Source organism: Pilosibacter sp. YYHA0881, from assembly GCF_051602715.1.
Taxonomy (GTDB): domain Bacteria; phylum Bacillota; class Clostridia; order Lachnospirales; family Lachnospiraceae; genus Alitiscatomonas; species Alitiscatomonas aceti.
On record NZ_CP175657.1, the window covers coordinates 2436251 to 2460745 of the forward strand.

Sequence of the window (24495 nt, forward strand, 5' to 3'; positions counted from 1 at the left end):
AAGTAAGGAAATTATCTCTGAACACGGCCGGATCCGTCGCCGCCGGCTAATTTTGTAACCTCGTCCACGGAAACCATGTTCATGTCTCCCTCGATGGAGTGCTTTAAGCAGGATGCGGCAACTGCAAATTCGATGGTGCTCTGGGCGTCATAGCCGTTTAAGCATGCATAGATCAGGCCGCCGCCAAAGCTGTCGCCGCCGCCTACGCGGTCAACGATGTGCATCTTGTATTTTTTGCTGAAGTAGTAATCGGTTCCGTCATATAACATGGCAGACCAGTTGTTGTCGTTGGCGGAAAGGGACTCGCGGAGTGTGATGGCGACCTTTGTGAAGCCGAAGCGGTCGGCTAACTGCTTTGCCACGTCCTTGTAGCCCTCATGGTTTACAGTACCAGTGGTCACGTCAGTATTGGCAGCCTTGATGCCGAATACGTCGGAAGCATCCTCCTCGTTGGCGATGCAGACGTCCACATATTTGCACAGCTCGCCCATTACCTCGCCGGCTTTGGCCTTGGACCACAGCTTATTTCTGTAATTTAAGTCGCAGGAAACGGTAAGTCCCAGCTCCTTGGCTTTTTTGCAGGCCTCTAAGCAGATACCGGCAACGGTGTCGTTGAGGGCCGGGGTGATGCCTGTGAAGTGGAACCAGTCGGCGCCTTCAAAGATCTTTGCCCAGTCGAAGTCCTCCGGGGAAGCCTCGGAGATGGCGGAATGGGCACGGTCATAGATGACCTTGGACGGTCTCTGGGAAGCGCCCTTTTCCAGGAAGTAGATACCCACACGGTCGCCGCCGCGGGCGATGTCCTTTGTGTCTACGCCGTATTTTCTTAACTCGTTGACAGCAGCCTGGCCGATCTCATGCTTCGGAAGCTTTGTAACAAAAGCGGCGTCCATGCCATAGTTTGCCAGGGAAACAGCCACGTTGGCCTCTCCGCCGCCGTAGGTGGCGCCAAAGCTGTTGGCCTGAACGAAACGGTAGTAGCCCTCGGGAGCGAGACGGAGCATGATCTCACCAAATGTAATAACTTTCTTTGCCATGATAAAATTCTCCTTTACTTCTGAACTAAATGTACTGCGAATCCGCCGATCTCATCCTCCAGATAAATGGCGGTCAGCTTGTCGCCTTTGAATTTTGCGGTTTCTTCTTTGAATTTATAGCCCATCATTTCCAGATAATTTTTCGCACGCGCAACGGAGTTGGTGGAAACTGCGATGTGGCCCTTTGCGCCAAGGCCCGGCGCTTTCATACATTCTACGGCTGTTCCGGCAAATACGGAGCTGTTTCCGGACTTCTTTGTGAAGCCGAAGAGGCCGTCGAAGGCAGAGGCTGTCTGGTCTGCCTGCTCCTCGTTCTCGCAGTTGATGCCGATATGGGCCAATTCAAAGCCCAGCATGGTCTGGACGGCCTCCTTTGTCAGATCGCGGATCTTATCGAATTCTCCGGCTGCAACCAGATCTTTTTTCACCATCCAGCTTCCGCCGCAGGCCAGGATCTTATCGAAGGCCAGGTAGGAATTGATGTTCTTTGCGTTGATGCCGCCGGTGGGCATGAATTTCATCTGTGTATAGGGAGCGGCCATGGCCTTGATCATGTTGATGCCGCCGGCCTGTTCAGCCGGGAAGAACTTTACCACATCAAGACCGAGAGAGATGGCCATTTCCACGTCGCTGGGATTGGAGGTGCCGGGGGTTACCGGGATCCCCTTATCGACACAGTATTTTACTACTGTGGGGTTCAGACCGGGGCTTACGATGAATTTTGCTCCGGCATTCACTGCGCGGTCCACCTGCTCAGTGGTGAGGACTGTGCCTGCGCCCACTAACATGTCCGGGAATTCCTTTGCCATGATACGGATGGATTCCTCAGCGGCAGCGGTACGGAAGGTAACCTCTGCACAGGGCAGTCCGCCTTCGCAGAGAGCCTTAGCCAGGGGGGCAGCGTCCTTGGCGTCATCAAGGACCACCACCGGAACGATACCGATCTTCTGGATCTTTTCTAAAACTTCGTTCATATTTCGTTTCTCCTTTGCTTTATTTAATGGAAAGGGATATAAAAATTCGGGTCACAATTCTGTCATGCGGTACAAGGTTTCACAATATGAAACTCAGTTCCGTATTGCGATATTTACTAAAATAAATTATACTCGCCGGCCTTTAAAAGTCAATAGGAAAAAGTAATTTTGTTATCCTTCCCTTACACAGAAAAATGTGATAAAATGAACGCTGAGATAACCGGGAGGACGGGGTCGCCGCCGCGCCCGGAATATGCGGATGCCGGGGAAGGAGACCCGGCGCCGGGGATATATGGAGCTGCGGGCCGGACTGGCCGGACGCCTGGGGCCGCAGCTGTCATGAAAGGACGATTATGGATCTGAAATTTGAGAATTTCCGTGCGGAGCATGTGGAAACGCTGGCAGGATATTATGGAAAGCGCCATGACCGGACCTGCGACAGCACGATCATGGACAATTTTCTCTGGGGAGGCTATTACCACATCCGTTTCTGTGAACGGGATGGAAAAGCTGTCCTCTGGATCATGAACATCGACGGAAAGGACTACGCTGCCCTTCCGGTCTGCGGCCTGGAGGACCTGCCCCATTATTTTAAAGAGCTGGAGCAGTATTTTAATGAGGAGCTCCATCTGCCGCTGGAGATCTTTCTGGCGGATGAGGAGGCGGTGGAGTATTTAAGGCTCCCAGAAGACCGGTATTCGGTGGAAGAACTTCCGGATGCCAGGGATTATATTTATAGTGCGGAGTCACTGAAGGTTTTATCCGGGAAAAAGCTGGGGAAGAAGAAAAACCACATCAACTATTTAAAAAGAGAGTACGCCGGCCGGTATGAGTACAGGACCCTGTGCTGCTCCGACGGTCTGGATGTGTGGCAGTTCCTGGATAAATGGAGAGCCCAGAAGGGACAGGAGGTGGAGGGCCACCTGGACTATGAGGTGGAAGGGATCCACGATATATTAAGAAACTGCAGTGCGTTCCATGTACACATGGGCGGCATTTACATCGACGGCCGGCTGGAGGCCTTTGCCATCGGCAGCTACAACGAAAAAGAAAAAATGGCCATTATCCATATCGAAAAGGCGAATCCGGAGATCCGGGGGCTTTATCAGTTCATCAACCAGCAGTTCCTGATCCATGAATTTCCCGAGGCGGAGATCGTGAACCGGGAGGACGACATGGGGCTTCCGGCGCTGCGCCAGGCCAAGCTGTCCTATGAGCCCATGGAATTCGCCAGAAAATTCAGGATCCGGCAGCTGTGGCCGGAGGAGGGCCGGGGGAAGGAAGAAAACAGGTTATGATCCGATATCTGGAAGCAGAAGAAAAAGGAAGGACAAGAGCGCTCTGGAACGAGGCGTTTCCAGAGGATTCCGTATCCTTCGGAGACTATTATTATAAGGAAAAAACAAAGGACAACCGGATCCTGGTCTGTGAGGAGGAGGGGCGGATCGTGGCCATGCTCCAGAGGAATCCCTACGCGGTCTCCATGCGGGGGGATGTGAGGACCTGCGACTATATCGTAGGCGTGGCAACGGCGGTCAGCGAGCGTCACAAGGGCCATATGAGGAGCCTGCTGCTGACCATGCTGCGGGACATGCAGGAGGAGCGGATGCCCTTTGCATTTCTGATGCCTGCCCGGGAATCCTTGTATTATCCGTATGATTTCCGGTTTGTTTTCGACCAGCCCCGGTGGGTCCTGGGCTACAATAAGGATCTTCGGAGGACGCCTCTGGAGGGGAGCGCCCTGTATAAGGAGCTGGCCGACTGGCAGAATGCCTGGCTGAAGCGCCAGTATGAGGTGTTTGCCGTCCGGGATCCGGCTTACCTGGAACGGATGGAAAAGGAGCTGAAGAGTGAGAACGGCTTTGTGAACCTGATCTATGAGGACGACTGGTTCATCGGCATGGAAAGCGAATGGGGGCTTAAGGAACGGGAGCTGCGGTATCTGTATACAGGGGAGCGCTACCGGACCCTGGCGGGTACAAAGCCGGCCATCATGGCCCGGATCGTATGTATGCCGGAATTTGTAAAAAATATCCGCCTTTCAGAGGCATGTCCGGAGGATGAGGTGACCGTTGAGATCGGGATCCATGACCTGTTTATTCCCCAGAACCAGGGTGCATGGATCTGGAAGTTAAATAAGAGCGGCTCTGAGATCATCCAGGAATCCCGGTTCATTGCCAAGGGAAAACTGGAGGTGTTCACCATCGCAGAGCTGACCCAGTGGCTGTTCGGGTATGCCCTGCCTGAGCAGGTGGAAAACGTTCCTTACGGCCAGTATATCGAGCCGTTCCACGGAGTTTTTCTGGACGAGGTGGTTTAGGGGCCGTTCCGGGGCCGGGGGGATCCATTTCGGGTGTTCAGCCCGGGGAAAGGAGTGCCAGAGATGACAGAACGCGAAACTTTGAAGCAGTGGCTTTCTGAGAGTGAGAATATCGTATTTTTTGGCGGTGCAGGCGTGTCCACCGAGAGTAAGATCCCGGATTTCCGGAGTACTGACGGTCTGTATAACCAGCAGTATGCATACCCGCCGGAGACCATTCTGAGCCACACCTTCTATATGGGAAGAACCGAGGAATTTTACCGGTTTTACCGGAATAAGATGCTGTTCCCCGATGCGGAGCCCAACCGGGCCCATAAGGCCCTGGCAAAGCTGGAGCAGGAGGGAAGGCTCCGGGCAGTGATCACCCAGAATATCGACGGCCTCCATCAGAAGGCCGGGAGCCGGGAGGTGCTGGAGCTGCACGGCTCGGTGCTCAGGAATTACTGTACAAAATGCGGAAAATTTTATGGCCTGGAGGCGGTCCTGGAGTCAGAGGGCGTTCCCAGATGTACCTGCGGCGGCGTCATCAAGCCGGATGTGGTCCTCTATGAAGAGGGGCTGGACCAGCATACGCTCCAGAAGGCCGTTTATTATATTTCCAATGCCGATGTCCTGATCATCGGAGGAACCTCCTTAACGGTGTATCCGGCGGCCGGGCTCATCGACTACTATGGGGGGAAAAAGCTGGTGCTGATCAATAAATCCGTGACGCCCATGGACAGCCGGGCGGATCTGGTGATCAGCGGTCCCATTGGAGAGATCCTGGGAGACGCGGCCGGAGTTTAAGCTCCGGGACAGAAAGGAGTGACCGGGTATGTATCAGCCGTCAGAACGGCGTTATGAAGGAATGGAATATAAGCGCTGCGGAAGGAGCGGCCTTAAGCTCCCTGCCATGTCCCTGGGACTGTGGCAGAATTTCGGGACTGAAAAGACTCTTAAGGAGCAGGAGGAGATCCTGTGCCATGCGTTCGACCGGGGCATCACCCACTTTGATCTGGCCAACAATTACGGCCATCCGGCCAGGGGACTGGCAGAGGAGAACTTTGGCCGGGCCTTAAAGGATTGTCTGGGACCGTACCGGGACGAGCTGGCCGTCTCCACCAAGGCCGGGTACGATATGTGGCAGGGGCCCTATGGAAACTGGGGCTCCAGGAAATATCTCATGGCCAGCCTGGATCAGAGCTTAAGGCGCATGGGCCTGGATTACGTGGATATTTTTTACCATCACCGGCCGGATCCGGAAACGCCCCTGGAAGAGACCATGGAGGCCTTAAGCGATATGGTGCGCCAGGGAAAGGCTCTGTACGTGGGAATCTCCAATTATAATGCGGAGCAGACTGCTGCGGCAGTGAAGCTTTTAAGGGAGAACCATACGCCGTGCCTGATCCATCAGGTGCGCTACAACCTTCTGGAGCGCCAGGCGGAGGACGGCCTGTTTCCCGTCCTTTCAGAGAATGGCGTGGGCTGCATCTGCTTTTCGCCTCTGGCCCAGGGTGCGCTGACGGACAAATACCTCCGGGGGATCCCGGCCGGTTCCCGGGCGGCCCGGGAGGGGAGCACCGTGGCAGCCAGATATCTGGATGCGGAGACGCTGGGAAAAATAAAGAAGTTAAACGACATTGCCAGAGCGGGCGGCATGACCCTGGCCCAGATGGCCCTGGCCTGGATCTTACGGAGGCCGGAGGTGACTTCTGTTCTGGTCGGGGCCAGCAGTACGGCCCAGCTGGACAGCAGCCTGGCAGCTCTGAAGCTCCCGCCTCTGGGAGAAGATGTGCGGAAGGAGATCCGTGCAGCGCTCGGGCAGTAAAGGACGGGCAGGAAACATAGGGAGGGATCCGATGGAGTATGAAGTAGGAGATATCGTCAAATTAAAAAAGCCCCATCCCTGCGGAAGCCAGGAATGGGAGATCCTGAGGGTGGGCGCAGACTTCCGGCTGAAATGCCTGGGCTGCGGCCATATGGTCATGGTGACCAGGCGGCTGGTGGAGAAAAATACCAGGGGCCTGCGTAAGCCCGAGAAAAAGGAATAAAAAAGAGGGGCTGTTGTAAAAGCGCGGATTCGGCTTTACAACAGCCCCTTTTGCATCAGGCTTTTTTCTTCTTTTCCTTTGGAGTCATCTTAATGATCCCGGCCTTATAGAGCACAACGGCGCAGAGTACCGTGAGGACCATACAGATCAGCACCACAAAGCCCTCCATTCCTGCCAGAGGGAACACGGCGTTGACGCCGAACACCACTAAGAGCGGGAGGATCATGGTCAGCGGCTTTCCTTTGGCAACATAGTCGCCGCAGTCGTTGTTCACGAAGCTTAAAAAGATGCCGCCGAACAGAGCCGGGAGCAGATAGGTGGTGGCCGTCTGCACCGTGGGGCTGGTGAGGATGGGACGTAAGGGCACCAGGAGCAGCACGCCGCCGGCGATGATCAGGGTGGTGACGATGGAGGACACGGCTACGCCGATGGTGGCCACTGCGTCTCCTTCTTCTGTACCGGAGGCTGTGTCGGACATGATCTGGGCATTTACCACAACGGGGACCTTCAGGTTCATGACATTGCCTGTCAGAAAGGTGATATACGCGGAGGAGCCCAGGATCGGGGTATAGCTGAATACCTCGGCGATACAGGTGGGAATGAACACGGCCAGCAGGCCGCTGCCTGCGGTGATGACCTGGGCCGCGCTTTCCGGCCATACGTCGTATACGCTGGAAATGACCGCCGGGATCCCCAGCATGAGTATGATCCCGATGATGATGCCGATCCGTCCGGTCCGGTGAATACTGTCTTCGTATTTTTTATCCATATTGTGTTCCTCCTAAATTAACCAAGTATCCTGATCCAGACCAGCGAGGACGCCATGCCCAGGAGCAGGGTGTTTGCCATGACAAAGTTCCTGAGCCACAGGCATTTGAACCGCTTGATGATCTGTAAATGGATCAGAACGATGATGCAGGACGTAAATACAACGGCCAGGTGTACCTTGCCCTTCATTAACTGCATGGGAAGGAAGGCCTCGATGATGGCCAGGGAAAGAACGCCGGTGATCAGGGCCCCCAGTTCTCCGTGCTTGCTTCTGGCCTTGGTCAGCCCCATCTGGATCCGCTTGCCGAATAAAAGGATGGCAATGAGGCCGCCCATGATGCAGATGCTCATAACGAACATAACGGTGCCGACCACAGAGGCATCTCCGGCGGCGTTTAAGGCTGCCACGGACTCATAGCCGGTTCCGGTGGCCACCATGTCGGCTGCCATCAGCTCGTATGTGACAGAGCCCACCACGGAAAGGCGGAACCAGGACCAGGGCACGCCCAGGACCGACGCCAGGCTGAAAAGGCCGATGACGATGGAAATGGACGGAACGACAGAATAAATGGCGGAGGAGGTGATCACCAGCTTGAGCTTTTCTCTGGTGATCCCCAGCTCCAGGGCGTGTTTGTAGGCTTTTTTCAGCGTGATCAGACAAAACAGGATAATATAGGCGATTCCCAGCCCCACTAGTCCGTAGAGCAGGGGACTGTTCATAATTTCATTAAAGGTCATCTGTGTTCCTCCTTCATTACATGGCGTCCACATAGGTAAGGTCGTCGGGGATCGGGGATACGTAAACGCCGCCGGTCTCCTCCAGCAGCTCCTTTTTGGCCTGGTCAGCCAGGGCCGGGTCGTCAAAGATCCTGGTGCAGGCCAGTCCAATGGCCTTTGCGGCTGCAAGACAGGCTTTTCCGCCGATGGAGGTGCCCACCTGGGCGGTGTACTGCCAGGTGTGGTGTCCAGTGCCGGGGATGGCTGCGGAGGCGGTAAGCTGGGCGGTGGGAACCAGGTAGCTTACATCGCCCACGTCGCTGGAGGCGGTCAGCACCTTCTGGCGCATCAGGGGGCTGTAAGGGATCACAACGGAATTTAAGGGCCGCTTTTCGAACTCTTCCGGCGTCATTTTGTGGAGGACAGCCATCTTCTGTACCATAGCCTTTTTGGCGTCCTCCGGCAGGATGGCCAGGAATTTTCTGGCAATGGCGTAATCCTCCTCGTCAAATTCGGGGCCTCCCATTTCCACATAAGCATCGGAAAGCACCTGGAAGGCGGTGGGGTTGGGGATCACGTCGCTTAAGCCGCCCAGGACTCTGACCTTGACCTCGGTCTCAGTCATAAGAGCCGCTCCCTGGGCGATCTTTTTGATCCGGGCCAGGATCTCGCTGCTCTGGGCCAGCTTCGGAGCGCGCATAAAATACAGCAGGGAGGCATGGTCCTGGACCACATTGGGAGCTTCGCCGCCGTTGTCCAGATAGGCGTAATGGATCCTGGCATCGCTGATCACATGCTCTCTCATGTAATTGACGCCCACATTCATCAGCTCGCAGGCGTCCAGGGCGCTCCGGCCTTTTTCCGGGGCTGCACCCGCATGGGCGGAAATGCCGGTGAAGTCAAAGCGGACCTTATAGTTGGCTACCATGCGGGTCCCCATGGGAACGTTCTGGTCTGCCGGATGCCAGGTGAACATCATGTCCACTCCGTCGAAGCAGCGGGCCTTGGCCATAAAGCCCTTTCCGAAGCCCTGCTCCTCTGCGGGACAGCCGAAAAATACCAGAGTGCCGGTTTTTCCGCTCTGCTCCAGATACGCCTTTGCGGCCATGGCGGCTCCCACGGCTCCGGCTCCCAGGGCGCAGTGGCCGCAGCCGTGTCCGGTGGTATGCCCCTCATCCGGCTCCGGCGCGGCAACGCCGGCCTTCTGGCTCAGGCCAGGAAGGGCATCGTATTCGCCCAGGATGCCGACCACGGGAGAACCGCTTCCCCAGACGGCTTTAAACGCCGTAGGGATCCCGGCCAGCTCCTTAGTTACTGTAAAGCCGTCGTCCTCCAGGGCTTTTATGATGGTCGCCGCGCTTTTCGTTTCCTGGTAGCCCAGTTCGGCATATTCCCATACGGACCGGTTGAGCCCGGTGATAATCTGTGCCTTTTCACGGACGGCATCACGGATGATTTGTGCATTATCCATAAGAATAACCTCCTATTCCTGTAAAACATTGTATCATTTTGAAAATAAGTATACTGTCTGGATGGATAGATCACAAATATGTTTTATTTATAGGCGGCTATAAATTCCAGCGATGGACTTTAAAGTGAAGAAGAGATATAATAGAGAACAGCAAAAAGGAGGGGGAATGCATCATGACCATACAGCAGCTTCAATACGTTCTGGAGATCGCCCGGTGCGGCTCGGCGTCCAGGGCAGCAAAAAATCTGTTCCTGTCCCAGCCAAACCTGAGCAGCGCCATAAAAAACCTGGAACAGGAGCTGGGCTTCCCGATCTTTGAGCGGACTTCTGCCGGAATGAAGCTGACGCCTGCCGGAGCCAGGCTGGAGAAGGAAGCGTCGGTGATCATGGGACACTTAAAGGGGATCGCTGACGCGGGAAAAGAGGAAGGGACCTCCTGCCGGTTCCGGCTGGTCTATCCCATGTACCATCCGGCCTTTGAAGCCTTCCAGGATCTATGCCGGGATTACCAGGGGTATGATAAGATCGATCTGTCCTGTGCGGCAGGCACCGGGAGAAAGATGCTGGAGCTTTTGCACCAGGATCTCTGCGATCTGGTGGTCACCATCGATACCAGGGGCCATTACGCGGATTTCAACCGGTACTGCAGTCTGTTCCACCTGGAGTATCGGGATGTGGCAAAGGCGGTCTTTGCCGTACAGCTGTCCAAGGACCATCCCCTTTTAAAGGAAACTCCCTTTGACTTTTCAAAATTGAAAAACTATCCCTATGCAGCCTATATAGATGGAAACGGGGGAAACCTGAACTGGACGCCCTGGTCCAGTGTGGTGAATCCGGATAAGCTGATCCTGGTGGAATCCAGCGTTTCCAGGCTTTCTCTTGTGGCCAGTACCAATGCCTTCAGCCTGGTGTTCCCCCATTCCAGGGAGTACAATGAGGCCAACGGCGTGGTAACGGTGCCTCTGCCTTTTGATCCGCTGGTCTTAAGCTATATATACTCCCGGGACCGGGGATTAGGAGAAACAGGCGAGGCGTATGTGCGGCATCTGAAGGAGCGGATACGGGAGCATTTTGGGGAGGATGGCTGAAGTTGACGAGAAAAAAGGTAATAATTGCATGTACCCGCAGGCGGGTATCGGAAACCATAAGGATTCAATTGACCGAATTGATTGGGGAATATGCGGACGTAAGCCTGCTGGTAGTCAGTGAGAATTCCATTAGTGGAATCAACTGTGATTTGGTGGTTGCGATCAGCGATGAGGTTGCCAAGTGGATTGCCCCATTCCTTATGGAGGGGACGGAGATCATCGTTTTAAATCTGACAATCCCGAGGGATACTTATGACCGTTTAAAGGGAACAGAAGGGGAGTCAAGGGCGATTGTTGTAAATCACACACGCGAATTTGCAATGGAGACGGTGGCCCTTTTGTATGCCCTGGATGTGAAGAATATTGAACTGATTCCGTATTATCCAGGCTGTGCAGAGGACTATTCGGATATTACTCTGGCAATTACCCCCAACGAATTAGCCATTGTACCGCCGTATATAAAAAGAATCATTGATATAGGAGAACGTCGCCCGGATCCTTTGACACTTATTGAGATTTTTAGCCGTCTGGACTGTCTTCAGAGTGAGACGATTGAAAGGATTTTTGCATATGGAAAAAATGTGATCTCTGTAAACCGGGGAATCGCGGAACTCACAAGGAATGGACACGGATCAGGATTAAATCTCAGGCAGTTTCTTGAGGGAATACCAGAAGCGGCTTTTTTTCTGGATGAGAAAAAGGAAATTGTCCTGCTGAATTCGATGGCCCAGGAGTTTTCGGGGAGGTCATATACATACACACTTCAGAGAAATATTTATAACCTGATCCCGGAACTGGAGATGGTGTCCAGAACTAAACAGGATATAGAAGATGTGCTTCTGCTGAGAGGTGGGAAAAAATATCTGGTTACATGGAGATATTTTTCTAAAGGAGCCTTGGAAAGCAGCCTTCTGACTATTAAAAATTTTGAAAGAATCCGGGTTCTTTATGCAAAATATGGGGGAGAGAAAAGTGGCAGAAGTGAATTAAAATACAGCTTCAGCGATATAATAGGTTCCAGCAAGGCGATGGAGGCTTTGAAAAACAAGGCAGCAAGGTTTGCCAATACAGACTTCCCAGTACTGATCCAGGGAGAAAGTGGAACGGGAAAGGAGTTGCTGGCCCAGGCGGTCCATCAAGCATCCCAAAGAAAAAATGGCCCCTTTATTGCGTTTAATTGTGCTGCTCTGGCAGATTCACTTCTGGAAAGCGAGTTATTTGGATACCAGGAGGGAGCTTTCACAGGAGCCAGTAAAAAAGGCCGGGCTGGGATTTTTGAGATGGCAAGTGGAGGAACTTTATTCATGGATGAGATCGGAGATATTTCGCTGAATCTCCAGGCTAAAATTCTTAGGGTACTTTAGGAACAGGAGGTGGTACGGGTTGGAGGAAGTCAGGTGATTCCTATTGATGTACGGATCATATCCGCAACCAACTGTAATCTTCAAAAGCTGGTAGAGGAGAAAAAATTCCGATTAGATCTTTATTACCGTTTGAATACCCTGATTCTCCAGACAGTTCCGCTGCGGGAAAGACCTGGGGATATATCGGACATGCTTCTTCACTTTTTTAAAAAGAACAGGATTAAAAAAAATATTCACCAGGACGCAATGCGGTTTATGGAACAATATGACTGGCCTGGAAATGTTCGGGAACTCCAGAACGTGGTTTCTTATCTTTCTATCCTGGAAGGGGAGAATATTCATGCTTCTGATTTTCCAGAATATATGATGAGAAATGGAAAGAAGAGTGGAGATGATCCGGTTGCCGGAGTGGAAACAGAAACAGTGATCCTTGAATGTCTGGACTGGTATAGAAAAGAGGGGAAAAAGATTGGAAGGAAAGGGCTGGCAGAGAAAATAAAGGAGTATGGGGTTTTTCTGACAGAAGCAGAGCTTCGCCAGTGTCTGGAACAAATGAAATCAGCAGGGCTTGTTGAGATATATAAAGGTCGTGGAGGCACACAGATTTCAGAAGGTGGAAGAGAGAAACTGGGAAGGAAAAAGATATAAATAGACATAAATGGATTAATAAAATGGTTTAATTGGTTTTTGCAATCAATTAAACCATTTTTTGCGCGTAAAAATATCTGAAAATGTCGAAAATAAAGATAGAGGCAGGAAACAGATATAATGAAAATGGCTTGGCATGGGAATTGCTGTATTTTAGATTAGCAGCAGGCACTATAAAGCAGGTGGAAAAAGGAGGACATCTGTATTGTCTGACAATGGGAAGGATTCAAAAGAAAGGATGGGTTACTATGCAGGAAGCAAAAGAGAAGGTAAGTGTACAAAAGGCGCTGCTTATGGTAGGAGTGGCCTTACTAGTGATCATTATAGGAAAGCTGTTTTTGAAGCTGGATACGACGCTGGTTTTATTTATTTCATCAACAGCAGTCAGCATAATTGCGGTTCTTTTCTGCGGAACCAGCTGGAACAAAATTGAAGAGCAGATCTCCATAGGAATTAGACAGATGGGAGTTCCTGTAATCATTCTGATGGAGATTGGAATGCTGGTGGGGGCCTGGATGATCTCAGGAACGATACCAACGATCATGTACTATGGTATGAAGATCATGAACCCCAGATTTTTTCTGGTGCTCACATGTATCACCTGTTCTGTTATGTCTGTGGCTTCTGGAACATCGTGGGGAACATTGTCTACTCTTGGAGTAGCGCTTATGGGCGTAGCCCTCGGTCTTGGTATTCCCCTTCCTTATGTGGCAGGGGCGATTGTAGTGGGATCCTTTTTTGGAGATAAGATGTCCCCGTTATCAGATTCTACAATCGTGGCAGCAGCCTCCTGCAACGTAGAATTAACAGAACATATCCGCCACATGCTATATACAACAGTTCCAGGTTATATCGTATCCCTGGTTCTTTATCTGATTTTAGGAATGCAGTTTGGCGGCGGTACGATCCAGAACGAAGAATATACAGTTATTTTAGATACTCTTCAGGCAAACTTTGTAATAAACCCGATCATGGTTATTCCTCCGATCATTGTTCTAATTTTAATATTAATGAAAAAACCATGTTTGCCTACATTTGCAGCTGGAATTGCATCTGCAATTGTCCTGGCAATCGTATGTCAGGGGACAGATCTTTCTTCGGCTATGGCAGCAGTTGTTTCTGGTTATAAACAGGAAACAGGAACAGCACTGGTAGATGGACTTTTAAACCGCGGAGGAATCAGCAGTATGCTTTCTACCGTGGGCCTGGTTCTGGCAGCAGGCGTATTTGGCGCTCCCATTAAGGCCACAGGGGCAGTAGAGGTGATTTTTTCAAAGGTAAAAAGCTTTGCAAAGACACCCAGACAACTGATGATCCTTTGCACGATCATGCATCCTGTATTTATTCTGATCGCGGTAACTTATTATGTAACGTACCCCGTTATGGGAGAAATGGTAGGTCCGATCTACGAAGAATATGGCCTGCATAAAAAGAATCTTACCAGGACCTTTGAGGATACAGGAACGATCAGTGCTCCGCTGATCCCATGGGGAATGGCGGGAGCGTTTATTACAACTACTCTGGGTATAACGCCAGGAGAATACTGGATGTACATGCCTCTGACGTGGATGTGCGCCCTGACAGGAATTGTACTGGCAATTACCGGAATTGGTGTTGCGCGTACAGACGGAACCATGATAACGCCACTCTTTAGGAAAAAAGCGAAAAAATAGAAGGGGGACAGATGGAACATGACCAGCGAGGGAATGACATGGATCAAAGCAAATGAGAAATTTCTTGGAGAAATCAGCGACACGATATGGGGATACGCGGAAACTGGATTAAAAGAATACAGATCTTCGGCATACCTGGAGGACATATTTGAAAAAGCCGGTTTTACAGTCAGAAGAGGCGTGGCAGGGATGGAGACCGCTTTTGTGGCAGAATATGGATGCGGTCACCCTCATATCGGGCTGTTGGCAGAGTATGACGCCCTGCCTGGACTAAGCCAGGCAGTATCCCATGAGCAGAAGATCTATGAAAAAGTCCCCTGCGCTGGCCATGGATGCGGTCATAATGCCCTGGCTGCCGCTGTGACAGGAGGTGGCCTTGCGATTGCACAGGATATACAAAAGGGACAGGTTAAAGGAAAAGTCACTGTTTTTGGGTGTCCCGCAGAAGAGCTTCTGATCGGAAAGGGACGGATGGCGGAAGCCGGACTCTTTGATGAATGTGATGTCCTTTTGTCCTGCCATCCGAATGACGTGAATTATGTATGGGCAAGAACCAGTAATGCGGTATGGTCGGGGAAGTTTTCGTTTACGGGAAGAACTGCCCACGCCGCTATTGATCCCTACAATGGCCGGAGCGCTCTGGATGCGGTAGAACTGATGAATGTTGGAGCCAATTATTTAAGAGAGCATGTTACTCCGGATGTGCGTATCCATTATGTTATTACCAACGGCGGTGAAGTGCCCAATGTGGTTCCAAAGAGCGCCCAGGTCTGGTATACCATACGTGCCCAAAACAGAGAAAGTGTTCAGACTTTAAAGGCGAGGATACAGAATCTGGCGTTGGGAGCGTCGATTATGACAGAAACCACTTTTGAAACAGAGACAGTTTCGGACTGCTCGGATGTGCTTCGGAACAAGGTCCTGGAACAAGTCCTTCTGGAATCCATGAAAGAGACGGGAGCACCTGTCTGGACGGAAGAGGAGTATCGGTTTGCAGAAAGAATTTCTGAAAATGTAGCAGAGGGATTAAAGAGAAAGGCGCATTCGGAGTATCATCTGGATGGACAGGTGTACCGGGGACTCCATACAGGAATTTACGATGGGTTCTACCGGGAAGGAGAGACAATGGCAGTTTCTACGGATGTGGGGGATGCTAGCTGGCGCGTGCCCACGGGCGTATTTTCATTTGCATCTACGGTGATAGGGTCACCGGGCCATTCATGGCTGTACACATCCTGCTGCGGTTCTTCTATCGCCCGGAAAGGTGTCAGCATGGCTGCACAGGTACTTTTGAGAACGGCAGAAAAACTGTATGAAGACCATAAACGGATCATCATGGCAGCAGAGGAGTTTAAGAAAGAACAGACGGTACGGGAGGAGATGTTCTAAATGGTAACGATTAAAGAAAAAGTTTTTACAGATGTATTGGTGATCGGCGGTGGAGGAGCTGCCTGTACAGCGGCGGTGGCTTCTGCCCGGAAAGGTGCAGATACGGTTCTGGTTTCCAAGGGAAAGATTGGAAACAGCGGAAATACAATTATGATCGGCGGCTCTTACGGCATGGACGGAGAAAGTGCTTTTTATGAATATCATATTCCAGAGGCGGATCCATCCTTCACAAAGGAAGACTTATTCCGGTCCATCTGTAATGATGGATTTAATTTAAGCGACCAGAATATGGTGGAACAGTTTGTGGAGGAAAGTCCCCGTATTGTGTACGAGGTGAGGGAGTGGGGGCGAGAGGCTGGACAGCATTATAAGTTTTACCGCCCGGGGAACTGGGATGTATCGGGAAGAGGCATGGGACGTTCTCTTTTAAAGGGAGTAGAGAAAGAAGGCTCCATTCGTCTGTATGAAGATGTTATGATCATAGGACTTTTGAAAAATGGAGACAGGGTGACCGGGGCTGTGGGAATGGATTTATATGAGGGATGCCTTCTGCAGTTTGAAGCTAAGGAAGTAGTCCTTGGAACAGGTGGGTATCAGCCCTATTCCCTGAAAAATACGAATTCCGATATGACTGGAGACGGTCAGGCCATGGCTTATCGGGCAGGAGCCCGGCTGGCAGATATGGAATTTATGCTGTTTCTGATCACTGCTGTGGAGCCCAATGAGATGCGTGGCTCAATCCTTCCAGTTATATGCACATTCAGGGATGCGTTTGATTATGATCCCGTGGACCGGTTCGGCCAAAAAATAGAAATTCCCAATCAGTTGAGAGAAATGGAAAAAACGAGCGAGATGTGCAAGCTGGTACATATTTATTATTACGGAAAGGCTATAAGGGAAGGACGGGGAACGGAGAATGGAGGCATCTATTTCGATTTCCATCGTTTTACAGACCAGGAAATTGATCGGATGTTTGATGCTCTGATGGATCACTTTGACGGTTTTTATCCCAGGGGAAAGTACCATGGAAACGATATTCTGGAATATAAAAGGCTGGTAAAAGAAAAGAGACGCATTGAGGTGGGACTTTCCAGTGAATATAGCGTGGGAGGGATTCTGGTAGACGAAAATATGGATACGGGTGTTCCAGGTCTTTTTGCGGCAGGCGAATGTGCCAGCGGTGTCTTCGGCGCAAACCGCGTAGCTGATGCGGTGACGGAGATGCTGGTGCAGGGATATAAGGCTGGCACCGTGGCGGCAGAACGCGCGGCTCTGGAAGAAAAAGTGGAGAGCAGCCGAGATTCGGTAAGCATGATAACGGAGGGGATAAAAAGAAGGCTGGAGCAAAAGGGGGGATGCCGTCTGGGGGACCTTATTGCGCAGATGGAAAGTGTTTCCGATAAGACTCTGGGGCTTTGGCGGAATGAAGAGAGCCTGAATACAGGACTCCAGGCATATGACAGACTGGAAAAAGATCTGGAAAGCGTGGAAATCGCGGATAAAACCCTGGTGTATAACAGAGAGCTGATCCGTATGCTGCAGGCGGAAAATACTCTTTTATGTTCCCGTGTGGCGTCTGGAATGGCCCGAATGAGAAAGGAAAGCCGTGGACTTCATTTACGGGAGGATTACAGCTATATTGACAATGAGCACTGGCAGAAGCGGATCATCAGCCATCTGGACAGTGGAAAGGATGTTCTGGAGACAAGAACTCCGATCGTAACAAGGGTACCACTGCGTCCGGAAAAAAAGGTAGATTACGAAACGTTTATCCTGGAAGAGGATCTTGGAATGGCAAATATGGAGGAGAAATAGATGGAAGTAAAAATTTACCGGTGGAATCCAGAGACAGATATGAGTCCCCATTACGATACGTTTCATGTGGAATTTCATAAAGAAGCGAGGAAAACGGTCATGAACCTTCTGGAGGAAATCGGGGATACCCAGGATGGAAGCCTGAGCTTTTATATGCATAGTGCATGTGGACAGGGGATTTGCGGACGATGTGCTGTTAAGGTTAACGGGAAGGTACGTCTTGCCTGCAACACAGTTCTGACAGGGGAAGACATTGTGCTGGAACCGGCCAATGAAAAAGTAGTGAAAGACCTGGTGGTAGAAAATTGACAGATGTGGAGGAAAACCTATGCATAGCGAAAATGAACTTGGATATCAGACTAGGTCTGATGGGTTTGGAATTTTGTATGGGGAAATAGCTGGTGCTCTGATCGAGCGATGCGGCAGAAATGGAATGGGGATCGTGCGCAAAGCGGTAGCAGCTTATGGAAAGAAAAAGGGAAAGAGGCTTCGGGAGCAGTATATGGGAAGTGGAGTGAGGACGGATCTCCATAATCTTATGGCAGCTGAGGATGGGTGCTGGAAGGATCCCCGGACCTTAAAGACAACTGTAAGGGATACGCCAGAAGCACAGCTATGGGAAATATACAGCTGTCCTTTAGAGAAAAACTGGAGAGACAGGGGCAGAGAGGAAGCCGGGCGGCTTTATTGCGAGGAGTATCTGCATGCTCTTATGGATGGATACGGAGAAGGGGCTGGCCAGGCGAATGTTTCAAACAGCAAAACGTGCAGGAGAGATGACAGATGTGTTATGGCTATGTATTGCCGTACAGCCAACCAGAATGAAACACAAAAGGGAACTGGCGATGGGAATGGTATCATAAGAGAAATTCCAGTTGAAGAAAGCACTCTTTTATTATACAGGTGCTTTATAGAGGTAATGAAAGAGGAAAAGGACGCAGAGGTGGTGGCTGCTGTCACGTATGGAATAAAAAATGGCGCAGAGATCATGGCGGAAACCTTAATAAAAAAGGCGGATCATGTGGGGAGAAGTCTGGATGAGGATTTCCTTATGGAATTTTTTCCGTTTTGCCGGATGGAGGAGCTGAGGGAAGATCGGATCCTCAGACAGTGTTTCCTGCATGTATTTGACGAATGTCTGCAAAAGGGAGGCTGGTTATGAAGTATACATTGAACGAAATGCAGATTATGAATCTGGCAGATCATTATACATTGCTATATGCATTTCTGGGCAAAAGTCTTTTGGAACAGTGCGGAGAAAAAGGAGAACGGGCATTAAGGGAGGGAACACGCCGGTTTGGAAGAGACCGGGCAGAGGCCTTAAGAGCACGCCATCTGGATGCGAATGTAAAGATCAATATGCATAGTCTGTTTGCCGTAGGAGCAGATCTTCCTCCAGATCCCCGTTTTAAACGTGAACTCCAGGAATTGAATCCCCAGGAGAGGGTATCGCATACGCTGTACTGCCCGATGGCTGCCCTGTGGAAGGAATATGGGGTAATGGAAATCGGACGTATTTACTGTGAGGAATTCCATCGGGCCTGTTACGGACATTATGCATTTGGATACACGAAAGTAAATCTGGCGAAGACACAGACTCAGCCGGAAGATGAATATTGTGCATTTAATGTGGTACTTCGGCCGGAGACACTGCCGGAGGAACTTCGGGCAGTATGTTTTGAGGAGTATGATCCGGAATATTCCGGGCCAGTGAAGCAACTGGCCCAGGCACAGGGTAAATCCGGATTCGGAACATTATTTATTAAATTGTATTTTCATATTGCCCAGGCAGCGGAGGATATTCTGGGAGATATGGGAAGGTCTGCGGTCTGTAAAGGGCTGGAGGACATGGCAGAAGAATGCGCAGATCGGCTCCTTTGTGCTGCAAGGGAGCAGGGGAAAGAGATGAGTCTGGACTTTATAGAAGCAAATTATCCGCTTAGAATGGATATGGATGGTGAGCCGCTCTGGAGTATTTATGGGAGTGGCGGGTGGAAAGAGGAAATGAAGAATCATTTCTGCAATAAGGTACAGAGAATATGTTTGGATAATGGGCAGCGCTTATTTTAAGGCTGCCTGTTTTCTGTGACGGGAAATGGAAGATCAGCTTAAAATGAAGAAAAAACAAAGAAAATACTTGCATTTTCCTCATATATTTGCTATGATGATTACCTGTGACATATTAATTCCTTGCTCTCGTTACTGAAAAGCGGGGGCCAGAGACCACAAGGAGGGAAAGAAACTATGAACAAATACGAATTAGCAGTTGTTCTGAGCGCAAAGCTTGAGGACGATGAGAGAACAGCCGCTCTGGAGAAGGTGAAAGGCTATATCACCCGTTTCGGCGGAACTGTTACAGATGTGGATGAATGGGGCAAGAAAAAGCTTGCTTACGAGATCCAGAAAATGAAAGAGGGATTCTACTACTTCATTCATTTTGAAGGTGATTCCAACTGCCCGAACGAGGTAGAGGCACATGTCCGCATCATGGAGTCTGTGATCCGTTACCTTTGCGTAAGACAGGACGCTTAATAAAGAAAGTGTGATTATATGAATAAAGTTATCCTTATGGGTAGATTGACCAGAGATCCCGAAGTGCGTTATTCCCAGGGCGAGCGTTCCATGGCCATTGCCAGATATACGCTGGCCGTTGACCGGAGAGGCAGGAGAAGCCAGGATGGAGACCAGGGTCAGACTGCGGATTTTATCAATATCGTAGCCTTTGACCGCGCCGGCGAATTTGCTGAAAAGTATTTCCGCCAGGGCATGCGCGTGCTGGTGTCCGGCAGGATCCAGACCGGCAGCTATGTAAATAAGGATGGCCAGAAGGTCTATACGACCGATGTGATCGTAGAGGACCAGGAGTTTGCCGACAGCAAGAACCAGGGCGGCGACAGCGGCTTTGGCGGCGGAAGCTATGGCGGGAACAATAACCGCAGCAGCTACCAGCAGGGGACAAGACCTGCTCCGTCCAGTGCCATCGGTGACGGATTTATGAATATTCCTGATGGAGTCGAGGACGAAGGACTTCCATTCAATTAATTCTGACAGGAGGTAATTAAAAATGGCATTTAATAAAGACGGCAAATCCGATTCTTCCAGAGTAAGAAGAGGCGGCATGCATAGAAGAAAAAAAGTCTGCGTATTCTGCGGCGATAAGAACGGCGAGATCGATTACAAGGACGTAAACAAGTTAAAGAGATACGTATCTGAGAGAGGTAAGATCCTTCCCAGAAGAATCACCGGCAACTGTGCAAAGCACCAGAGAGCTTTAACTGTTGCGATCAAGAGAGCAAGACACTTAGCTCTTATGCCCTATACATGTGAATAATATTTGACATGCAGCAGCCCTGGAAACCTAGTGTTTCCGGGGCTTTTTTTAGCAGATCAAAGCTGGAGAGCCATGTTTTTCCGGAAATGCAGATATTTTCTGTCTTTTTGCAAAAAATCTGCCTTGCCAAGTGAAAAGAAAAGTATTATACTCTCCATGTATCAGTACAAAAGTATTAGAAGGAGGAACTGTTCATGCAGGTGACGAAAGAAACACTTATGGGTGAGCTGCTTCGCTATGATATTGATACCGCACAGATTCTGATGGGTGCAGGGATGCACTGTATTGGATGACCGTCTTCACAGATGGAGTCTCTGGAAGAGGCCTGTATGGTACATGGAATTAACTGCGATCAGCTTGTGAATATTCTGAATGAATACCTTACAAAGAAAAACGCGTAGTTTTATGCCATAAAAAGGCTGCCGGTTCATATTCCGGCAGCCTTTTGCATATTTTTTTATTTATGCTCAGATCTTTGCTAAAGCTGCCAGGGTGTTCTGCTTCACGATCACCTCATAATGCTCGGCATAATAGGCCTCGGCCGCCGGGTCCTGGCGGAGCCGGGTCCCGTACTCGGAAAGAAGATTACAGGTACGGCTGAAGGAAAGCTCATCGGAGCTTTCTTTTTTTAATACCAGATAATACCTTCCGCTCTGCGGGTTTTTATAGAGGACGCTGGAACCGGAAAAAACGGATCCGGTTTCTCTGGCGGCGGCACAGACCTGGTCTAAGGAGTCAAACTGATAGAAGCGGATGTATCGGGCGGGATCCGGAAGCTCTCCGTCGGGAGCCTTGGCGGCCTTCTGGGCCTGTGCATTTTTATCAGATACAGCCGGGGCGGCTTTTGCTCCTTCACCCTGGCCGGGGTTCTGGCTTCCCAGGAGGCTTAAAAGGGCATCCGCGCCGTCCAGGAGCTCTGCGGTCAGATTTCCCACAGAGGGATCGTCGTCCTCATCGGCTGCGGAAAATTTAGAGAAGCGGGTGTCCAGCTCCTCGGGATCCTCGATCTTTGTGATGATGAGCATGACGCTGTCGTTGGCCATGGGGATGGCCTCCACCATCAGCGGGATATCCTCTGCCTCAAAGCCCACCTCCCTGGAGGCGCGCTGGATCATTTCGCGGAACAGGTTTCTGGCCTTTTCACTTCCGTAAGCCAGCTCATTCAGATTGACGTTCCGCACACTTAAGTCAAAATTGCTGAGGGTACAGCGGATCTGGTTTTCATTGATACGTTCTATTTTCATTGGATCACTTCCTGTCTGTATAGATATATGTGAATGGCGAAAAGATACACTTTTACGTTTATAATATACTATATCCTATTCCGATTTGGCAATGATATGTGGAAAAATTATTAAAATTTTAAGGAATAGAAGAATCCTGTTGTAAAAGGTCAGATCTTGTATTAAAATAAAGATCAGAGATTGTATTGCCGAAGGGAGGTGCAAAGATCGGAGAACACGTTCTGTTTGGTAAATACCGTCTGTGCAGGAAGCTGGGCGCTGGCCGCTCCGGGAATGTCTTTCTGGCCTGGCATACAGAGCTGGAGGAATACCGTGCGGTGAAGATCGTTCCAAAGACCATGGCCGACTATGAAACCTTCAGAAAGGAGGCCCTGTTCTTAAAAACGCTCCGCCATCCTGGGATCCCTCTTGTATACGACGTGGAAGAGGACCTGACAAACAGTTATCTTATCGAAGAATATCTGGAAGGCGAATCTTTATATGCCCTGGTGAAACGCCTGGGCAGTCTGTCAATGAAAACGGCGGCTGAAATCGGAATTCAGGTGTGCCGTTTGATCCAGTTCATGAATACAGCAGATAATCCCATTTTATATCTTGACCTTCAGCCAAAGAACCTTCTGGTCTGTAATGGAGCAGTGAGGCTTATTGATTTTGACCACGCGCAGTATGCAGAGGATGTGACCGCTTTCGGGGAACGTTATGGGACCATAGGGTTTGCAGCGCCGGAGCAGTACCGGGGAGAGCCCCTGGACTGCCGGACGGACGTTTACGCCATTGGTGCGCTCTTATATTATATGTGCCGGGGAGAACCGCCCGGGAACGGCTTTTGTCTCGGGGACAGAAGCGGTACCTGGGAGCTGGACCGGATCATCCGCGGGTGTATGGCCGCAGAAAAGGATGGGCGCTACCAGAACGCAGGGAAAGTGGAGCAGGCGCTTTGTGAATTAAAGACCGTTCTATCAGAAAAACATGCAATAGAATCTCTGACCATCGTATTTGCCGGGGCCAGGCCTGGGATCGGAACGACCCATGCAGCCTTTGGCATATCAACTTTCTTGACCCGAAACGGGTATCCAGCATTGTATCAGGAAGAATACGATACGGATGCTGTCCGGCTGTTCATGAGAAATACAAAAGCAAGACCGGACGGCGCCGGCGTATTCCACATCGGATCCTTACATATCCGTCCATACTATGGCAGAACAGTAAAAATGCCATATCGTTATTTTCCAATTATCATTAAGGACATAGGAACGGCCTGGCAGGGACAGGAGACGCTGCCGGAGGCGGACTTTTTTGTACTGGTATGCGGAGGGAAGTGGTGGGAGACTGCCCGCACACTGGCTGCATCCAGATACTTTTTAAGCCGCGGAAGGTGCATCCTCCTGTTTAATCATATGTCGGAGGACCTCCGCATGAAGCTGCCGGACGACCTTAAGGGGGTTCCATGTTTTTATCTGCCGTTTTTTGCAAATCCACTGAAGGAAGATCGGGATGCTGCGGCCTGTTTTAGGGAGATCATGACCACTGGAACAGGAGGAATGAAAACATGGGAAAGAAAAAAGAGACGCAGGGGCTTCTGGACCAGAAGACCAGGCTCATAGGGATCGCGGCGGCAGGACACAGCGTGGGCTGTACGCATTTTTCCATTATGCTGCTCAATTATCTGGCCGGTTACAGGAGAAGACGGGCGGCTCTTATGGAGTGGAACAGCACAGGCGACCTGGAACGGCTGGAGAAGGTCTGCACGGGAATGGTGCGGGAGAGCTCTGCCTACCGGGTCCTGGAGGCAGATTATTTTAAGCATGCCGGTCCCAGGGAGCTTGCCATGGCCCTGGGAGCCGGGTACGACGATATTCTGATCGATTTCGGCGTGCTGGAGGAGGGAGATACCGCAGAGTTTCTGCGCTGTGAAAAACAGTTCGTGGTGGCCTCCTTCAGCGAATGGCAGCAGGAAAATCTCCGGGAGTTCGCCATGGAAAGGGAGCGGACGGAAAAAGAGAGCTGGCAGTATCTGGCCGTTTTTGGCAGCGATGAGACCAGAAAAGAGTTTTGGAGACGTTTTGGCATCCTTTCCAGACGGATTCCGTTTTCAGCGGACGCTTTTTCTGTTACAGAGGAATGCGGAATATTTTTTGAAAAGCTGGTCTGACCAGGAAGAATACGCCGGCGGCGGGGAATATGTCACAGAAGCCCTCCAAAGGGTCCGCCGGCAGGAAAAGGGGAAGGGAATATGGAAAAAGATGTACGCGAGCATACGGAGGAGAAGGCGGGCTGCCAGGGGGCAGGCGAAGGAACAGAGGACTGGAAAGAGAAAGAAAAGCAGCAGTATCTGGGCGGGCTGAGGCGGCTTTCAGAAAAAGGGATCGCCATTTATGTGGACGGCCGGGTCTCCGGTCCGCCGGAATGGGAAAAGCTGTTTGAAATACGCGACGATAATATGTTTTATATGGGAGATTATGTACAGGCAGAATCCGGAGGGCTGAAGGAGGTACGGTTCGACAAGGTGTATCTCAGCCGGGAGGATCTGAAAAAGCCGGAGGAATAAAAATACTTAAGGAAGGAAAAGGGGGGATGGGAAGAAAAGGGAGGAGCCTGCGTGGCCGGAAGATGCTGTTCTGCCGAA

25 protein-coding genes and 1 pseudogene are annotated in these 24495 nt (G+C 50.7%); 20 read left to right on the top strand and 6 right to left on the bottom strand.

Translation table 11 applies throughout. The annotated features are described in order from the left end of the window. Positions 1–11: 11 nt before the first annotated feature. Positions 12–1037, bottom strand: coding sequence for a sugar kinase (locus ACI6NM_RS11345; protein WP_022272800.1), 1026 nt, complete (start codon positions 1035–1037; stop codon positions 12–14). A 14-nt stretch (positions 1038–1051) separates the two neighbouring features. Further along, complete coding sequence (locus ACI6NM_RS11350) at positions 1052–2011, bottom strand: bifunctional 4-hydroxy-2-oxoglutarate aldolase/2-dehydro-3-deoxy-phosphogluconate aldolase (protein WP_022272799.1); 960 nt, start codon at positions 2009–2011, stop codon at positions 1052–1054. Between the two features lie 353 nt (positions 2012–2364). On the opposite strand from ACI6NM_RS11350, the gene ACI6NM_RS11355 reads away from it, so the two are divergent. The 5 genes from ACI6NM_RS11355 to ACI6NM_RS11375 all read left to right on the top strand — a co-directional run bounded on the left by ACI6NM_RS11355 (position 2365) and on the right by ACI6NM_RS11375 (position 6361). Continuing rightward, the gene (locus ACI6NM_RS11355; protein ID WP_022272798.1) at positions 2365–3309 is read left to right on the top strand and encodes a DUF2156 domain-containing protein; all 945 of its coding nucleotides are present in this window, start codon (positions 2365–2367) and stop codon (positions 3307–3309) included. After that, positions 3306–4331, top strand: coding sequence for a GNAT family N-acetyltransferase (locus ACI6NM_RS11360; protein WP_262426576.1), 1026 nt, complete (start codon positions 3306–3308; stop codon positions 4329–4331). The genes ACI6NM_RS11355 and ACI6NM_RS11360 overlap by 4 nt, the downstream gene beginning before the upstream one ends. Positions 4332–4394: 63 nt before the next feature. Next, positions 4395–5117 carry an NAD-dependent protein deacylase gene (locus ACI6NM_RS11365; RefSeq protein WP_262426577.1) on the top strand — a complete coding sequence of 241 codons (723 nt, stop codon included), beginning with the start codon at positions 4395–4397 and terminating at the stop codon, positions 5115–5117. 28 nt (positions 5118–5145) lie between these two features. Next, positions 5146–6138 carry an aldo/keto reductase gene (locus ACI6NM_RS11370; RefSeq protein WP_022272795.1) on the top strand — a complete coding sequence of 331 codons (993 nt, stop codon included), beginning with the start codon at positions 5146–5148 and terminating at the stop codon, positions 6136–6138. Positions 6139–6169: 31 nt separating this feature from the next. Beyond that, positions 6170–6361: a DUF951 domain-containing protein gene (locus ACI6NM_RS11375; protein ID WP_022272794.1), complete on the top strand. Its 192-nt coding sequence runs from the start codon at positions 6170–6172 to the stop codon at positions 6359–6361. 55 nt (positions 6362–6416) lie between these two features. Here ACI6NM_RS11375 and ACI6NM_RS11380 read toward each other — a convergent pair whose 3' ends face one another. The 3 genes from ACI6NM_RS11380 to ACI6NM_RS11390 are packed head-to-tail and all read right to left on the bottom strand — an operon-like array spanning position 6417 to position 9317. Beyond that, positions 6417–7130 (bottom strand): hypothetical protein, encoded by a 714-nt coding sequence (locus ACI6NM_RS11380; RefSeq protein WP_022272793.1) that lies wholly within the window; start codon positions 7128–7130, stop codon positions 6417–6419. A gap of 17 nt (positions 7131–7147) precedes the next feature. Continuing rightward, positions 7148–7867, bottom strand: a complete 720-nt coding sequence (locus ACI6NM_RS11385) for a DUF5058 family protein (RefSeq protein ID WP_262426579.1) — start codon at positions 7865–7867, stop codon at positions 7148–7150. Positions 7868–7883: 16 nt separating this feature from the next. Beyond that, complete coding sequence (locus ACI6NM_RS11390) at positions 7884–9317, bottom strand: amidohydrolase (protein WP_438500869.1); 1434 nt, start codon at positions 9315–9317, stop codon at positions 7884–7886. 173 nt (positions 9318–9490) lie between these two features. Here ACI6NM_RS11390 and ACI6NM_RS11395 point away from each other — a divergent pair, with 173 nt between their 5' ends. From ACI6NM_RS11395 to ACI6NM_RS11450, 12 genes and pseudogenes are all read left to right on the top strand, one after another. Further along, positions 9491–10405 (top strand): LysR family transcriptional regulator, encoded by a 915-nt coding sequence (locus ACI6NM_RS11395; RefSeq protein ID WP_262426581.1) that lies wholly within the window; start codon positions 9491–9493, stop codon positions 10403–10405. A gap of 320 nt (positions 10406–10725) precedes the next feature. Beyond that, positions 10726–12417 (top strand): annotated as a pseudogene (locus tag ACI6NM_RS11400) (sigma-54 interaction domain-containing protein). Between the two features lie 83 nt (positions 12418–12500). Continuing rightward, on the top strand, positions 12501–14090 hold the full coding sequence (gene nhaC / locus ACI6NM_RS11405; protein WP_262426582.1) for a Na+/H+ antiporter NhaC: 1590 nt from the start codon (positions 12501–12503) through the stop codon (positions 14088–14090). Positions 14091–14108: 18 nt separating this feature from the next. Beyond that, complete coding sequence (locus ACI6NM_RS11410) at positions 14109–15479, top strand: amidohydrolase (protein ID WP_262426583.1); 1371 nt, start codon at positions 14109–14111, stop codon at positions 15477–15479. Beyond that, positions 15480–17294 (top strand): FAD-binding protein, encoded by a 1815-nt coding sequence (locus tag ACI6NM_RS11415; RefSeq protein WP_262426584.1) that lies wholly within the window; start codon positions 15480–15482, stop codon positions 17292–17294. It begins immediately after the preceding gene. Beyond that, positions 17295–17603, top strand: a complete 309-nt coding sequence (locus ACI6NM_RS11420) for a 2Fe-2S iron-sulfur cluster-binding protein (protein WP_158357966.1) — start codon at positions 17295–17297, stop codon at positions 17601–17603. Positions 17604–17622: 19 nt separating this feature from the next. Further along, positions 17623–18456, top strand: a complete 834-nt coding sequence (locus ACI6NM_RS11425) for an L-2-amino-thiazoline-4-carboxylic acid hydrolase (RefSeq protein ID WP_438500870.1) — start codon at positions 17623–17625, stop codon at positions 18454–18456. After that, positions 18453–19364 carry an L-2-amino-thiazoline-4-carboxylic acid hydrolase gene (locus ACI6NM_RS11430; protein WP_262426586.1) on the top strand — a complete coding sequence of 304 codons (912 nt, stop codon included), beginning with the start codon at positions 18453–18455 and terminating at the stop codon, positions 19362–19364. The genes ACI6NM_RS11425 and ACI6NM_RS11430 overlap by 4 nt, the downstream gene beginning before the upstream one ends. A gap of 174 nt (positions 19365–19538) precedes the next feature. Beyond that, positions 19539–19826 carry a 30S ribosomal protein S6 gene (rpsF, locus tag ACI6NM_RS11435; protein WP_022272762.1) on the top strand — a complete coding sequence of 96 codons (288 nt, stop codon included), beginning with the start codon at positions 19539–19541 and terminating at the stop codon, positions 19824–19826. A gap of 18 nt (positions 19827–19844) precedes the next feature. Continuing rightward, on the top strand, positions 19845–20336 hold the full coding sequence (locus tag ACI6NM_RS11440) for a single-stranded DNA-binding protein (protein ID WP_022272761.1): 492 nt from the start codon (positions 19845–19847) through the stop codon (positions 20334–20336). Positions 20337–20358: 22 nt separating this feature from the next. Further along, the gene (gene rpsR / locus ACI6NM_RS11445; RefSeq protein WP_022272760.1) at positions 20359–20625 is read left to right on the top strand and encodes a 30S ribosomal protein S18; all 267 of its coding nucleotides are present in this window, start codon (positions 20359–20361) and stop codon (positions 20623–20625) included. A gap of 194 nt (positions 20626–20819) precedes the next feature. Further along, on the top strand, positions 20820–21026 hold the full coding sequence (locus ACI6NM_RS11450) for a DUF1858 domain-containing protein (RefSeq protein ID WP_262426587.1): 207 nt from the start codon (positions 20820–20822) through the stop codon (positions 21024–21026). Between the two features lie 66 nt (positions 21027–21092). Here ACI6NM_RS11450 and ACI6NM_RS11455 read toward each other — a convergent pair whose 3' ends face one another. Then, positions 21093–21869: an adaptor protein MecA gene (locus ACI6NM_RS11455; RefSeq protein WP_022272758.1), complete on the bottom strand. Its 777-nt coding sequence runs from the start codon at positions 21867–21869 to the stop codon at positions 21093–21095. A gap of 185 nt (positions 21870–22054) precedes the next feature. Between ACI6NM_RS11455 and ACI6NM_RS11460 the strand changes: the two genes are divergently transcribed. The 3 genes from ACI6NM_RS11460 to ACI6NM_RS11470 all read left to right on the top strand — a co-directional run bounded on the left by ACI6NM_RS11460 (position 22055) and on the right by ACI6NM_RS11470 (position 24417). Beyond that, positions 22055–23473 (top strand): serine/threonine protein kinase, encoded by a 1419-nt coding sequence (locus ACI6NM_RS11460; RefSeq protein ID WP_262426588.1) that lies wholly within the window; start codon positions 22055–22057, stop codon positions 23471–23473. Beyond that, complete coding sequence (locus tag ACI6NM_RS11465; RefSeq protein WP_158357976.1) at positions 23419–24021, top strand: hypothetical protein; 603 nt, start codon at positions 23419–23421, stop codon at positions 24019–24021. The genes ACI6NM_RS11460 and ACI6NM_RS11465 overlap by 55 nt, the downstream gene beginning before the upstream one ends. Before the next feature lie 81 nt (positions 24022–24102). After that, complete coding sequence (locus ACI6NM_RS11470) at positions 24103–24417, top strand: hypothetical protein (RefSeq protein ID WP_022272755.1); 315 nt, start codon at positions 24103–24105, stop codon at positions 24415–24417. Positions 24418–24495 lie beyond the last annotated feature (78 nt).

What these genes read in the sequence shown, in the direction of transcription:
- ACI6NM_RS11420 (WP_158357966.1), top strand. Translation starts at nt 17,295, where the DNA reads ATGGAAGTAAAAATTTACCGGTGGAATCCAGAGACAGATATGAGTCCC.
- ACI6NM_RS11375 (WP_022272794.1), top strand. Translation starts at nt 6,170, where the DNA reads ATGGAGTATGAAGTAGGAGATATCGTCAAATTAAAAAAGCCCCATCCC.
- ACI6NM_RS11430 (WP_262426586.1), top strand. Translation starts at nt 18,453, where the DNA reads ATGAAGTATACATTGAACGAAATGCAGATTATGAATCTGGCAGATCAT.
- ACI6NM_RS11360 (WP_262426576.1), top strand. Translation starts at nt 3,306, where the DNA reads ATGATCCGATATCTGGAAGCAGAAGAAAAAGGAAGGACAAGAGCGCTC.
- ACI6NM_RS11380 (WP_022272793.1), bottom strand. Translation starts at nt 7,130, where the DNA reads ATGGATAAAAAATACGAAGACAGTATTCACCGGACCGGACGGATCGGC.
- ACI6NM_RS11390 (WP_438500869.1), bottom strand. Translation starts at nt 9,317, where the DNA reads ATGGATAATGCACAAATCATCCGTGATGCCGTCCGTGAAAAGGCACAG.
- ACI6NM_RS11365 (WP_262426577.1), top strand. Translation starts at nt 4,395, where the DNA reads ATGACAGAACGCGAAACTTTGAAGCAGTGGCTTTCTGAGAGTGAGAAT.
- ACI6NM_RS11345 (WP_022272800.1), bottom strand. Translation starts at nt 1,037, where the DNA reads ATGGCAAAGAAAGTTATTACATTTGGTGAGATCATGCTCCGTCTCGCT.
- ACI6NM_RS11395 (WP_262426581.1), top strand. Translation starts at nt 9,491, where the DNA reads ATGACCATACAGCAGCTTCAATACGTTCTGGAGATCGCCCGGTGCGGC.
- rpsF (WP_022272762.1), top strand. Translation starts at nt 19,539, where the DNA reads ATGAACAAATACGAATTAGCAGTTGTTCTGAGCGCAAAGCTTGAGGAC.
- rpsR (WP_022272760.1), top strand. Translation starts at nt 20,359, where the DNA reads ATGGCATTTAATAAAGACGGCAAATCCGATTCTTCCAGAGTAAGAAGA.
- ACI6NM_RS11385 (WP_262426579.1), bottom strand. Translation starts at nt 7,867, where the DNA reads ATGACCTTTAATGAAATTATGAACAGTCCCCTGCTCTACGGACTAGTG.
- ACI6NM_RS11350 (WP_022272799.1), bottom strand. Translation starts at nt 2,011, where the DNA reads ATGAACGAAGTTTTAGAAAAGATCCAGAAGATCGGTATCGTTCCGGTG.
- ACI6NM_RS11355 (WP_022272798.1), top strand. Translation starts at nt 2,365, where the DNA reads ATGGATCTGAAATTTGAGAATTTCCGTGCGGAGCATGTGGAAACGCTG.
- ACI6NM_RS11415 (WP_262426584.1), top strand. Translation starts at nt 15,480, where the DNA reads ATGGTAACGATTAAAGAAAAAGTTTTTACAGATGTATTGGTGATCGGC.
- ACI6NM_RS11410 (WP_262426583.1), top strand. Translation starts at nt 14,109, where the DNA reads ATGACCAGCGAGGGAATGACATGGATCAAAGCAAATGAGAAATTTCTT.
- ACI6NM_RS11455 (WP_022272758.1), bottom strand. Translation starts at nt 21,869, where the DNA reads ATGAAAATAGAACGTATCAATGAAAACCAGATCCGCTGTACCCTCAGC.
- ACI6NM_RS11425 (WP_438500870.1), top strand. Translation starts at nt 17,623, where the DNA reads ATGCATAGCGAAAATGAACTTGGATATCAGACTAGGTCTGATGGGTTT.
- ACI6NM_RS11470 (WP_022272755.1), top strand. Translation starts at nt 24,103, where the DNA reads ATGGAAAAAGATGTACGCGAGCATACGGAGGAGAAGGCGGGCTGCCAG.
- ACI6NM_RS11440 (WP_022272761.1), top strand. Translation starts at nt 19,845, where the DNA reads ATGAATAAAGTTATCCTTATGGGTAGATTGACCAGAGATCCCGAAGTG.
- nhaC (WP_262426582.1), top strand. Translation starts at nt 12,501, where the DNA reads ATGTCGAAAATAAAGATAGAGGCAGGAAACAGATATAATGAAAATGGC.
- ACI6NM_RS11465 (WP_158357976.1), top strand. Translation starts at nt 23,419, where the DNA reads ATGGGAAAGAAAAAAGAGACGCAGGGGCTTCTGGACCAGAAGACCAGG.
- ACI6NM_RS11370 (WP_022272795.1), top strand. Translation starts at nt 5,146, where the DNA reads ATGTATCAGCCGTCAGAACGGCGTTATGAAGGAATGGAATATAAGCGC.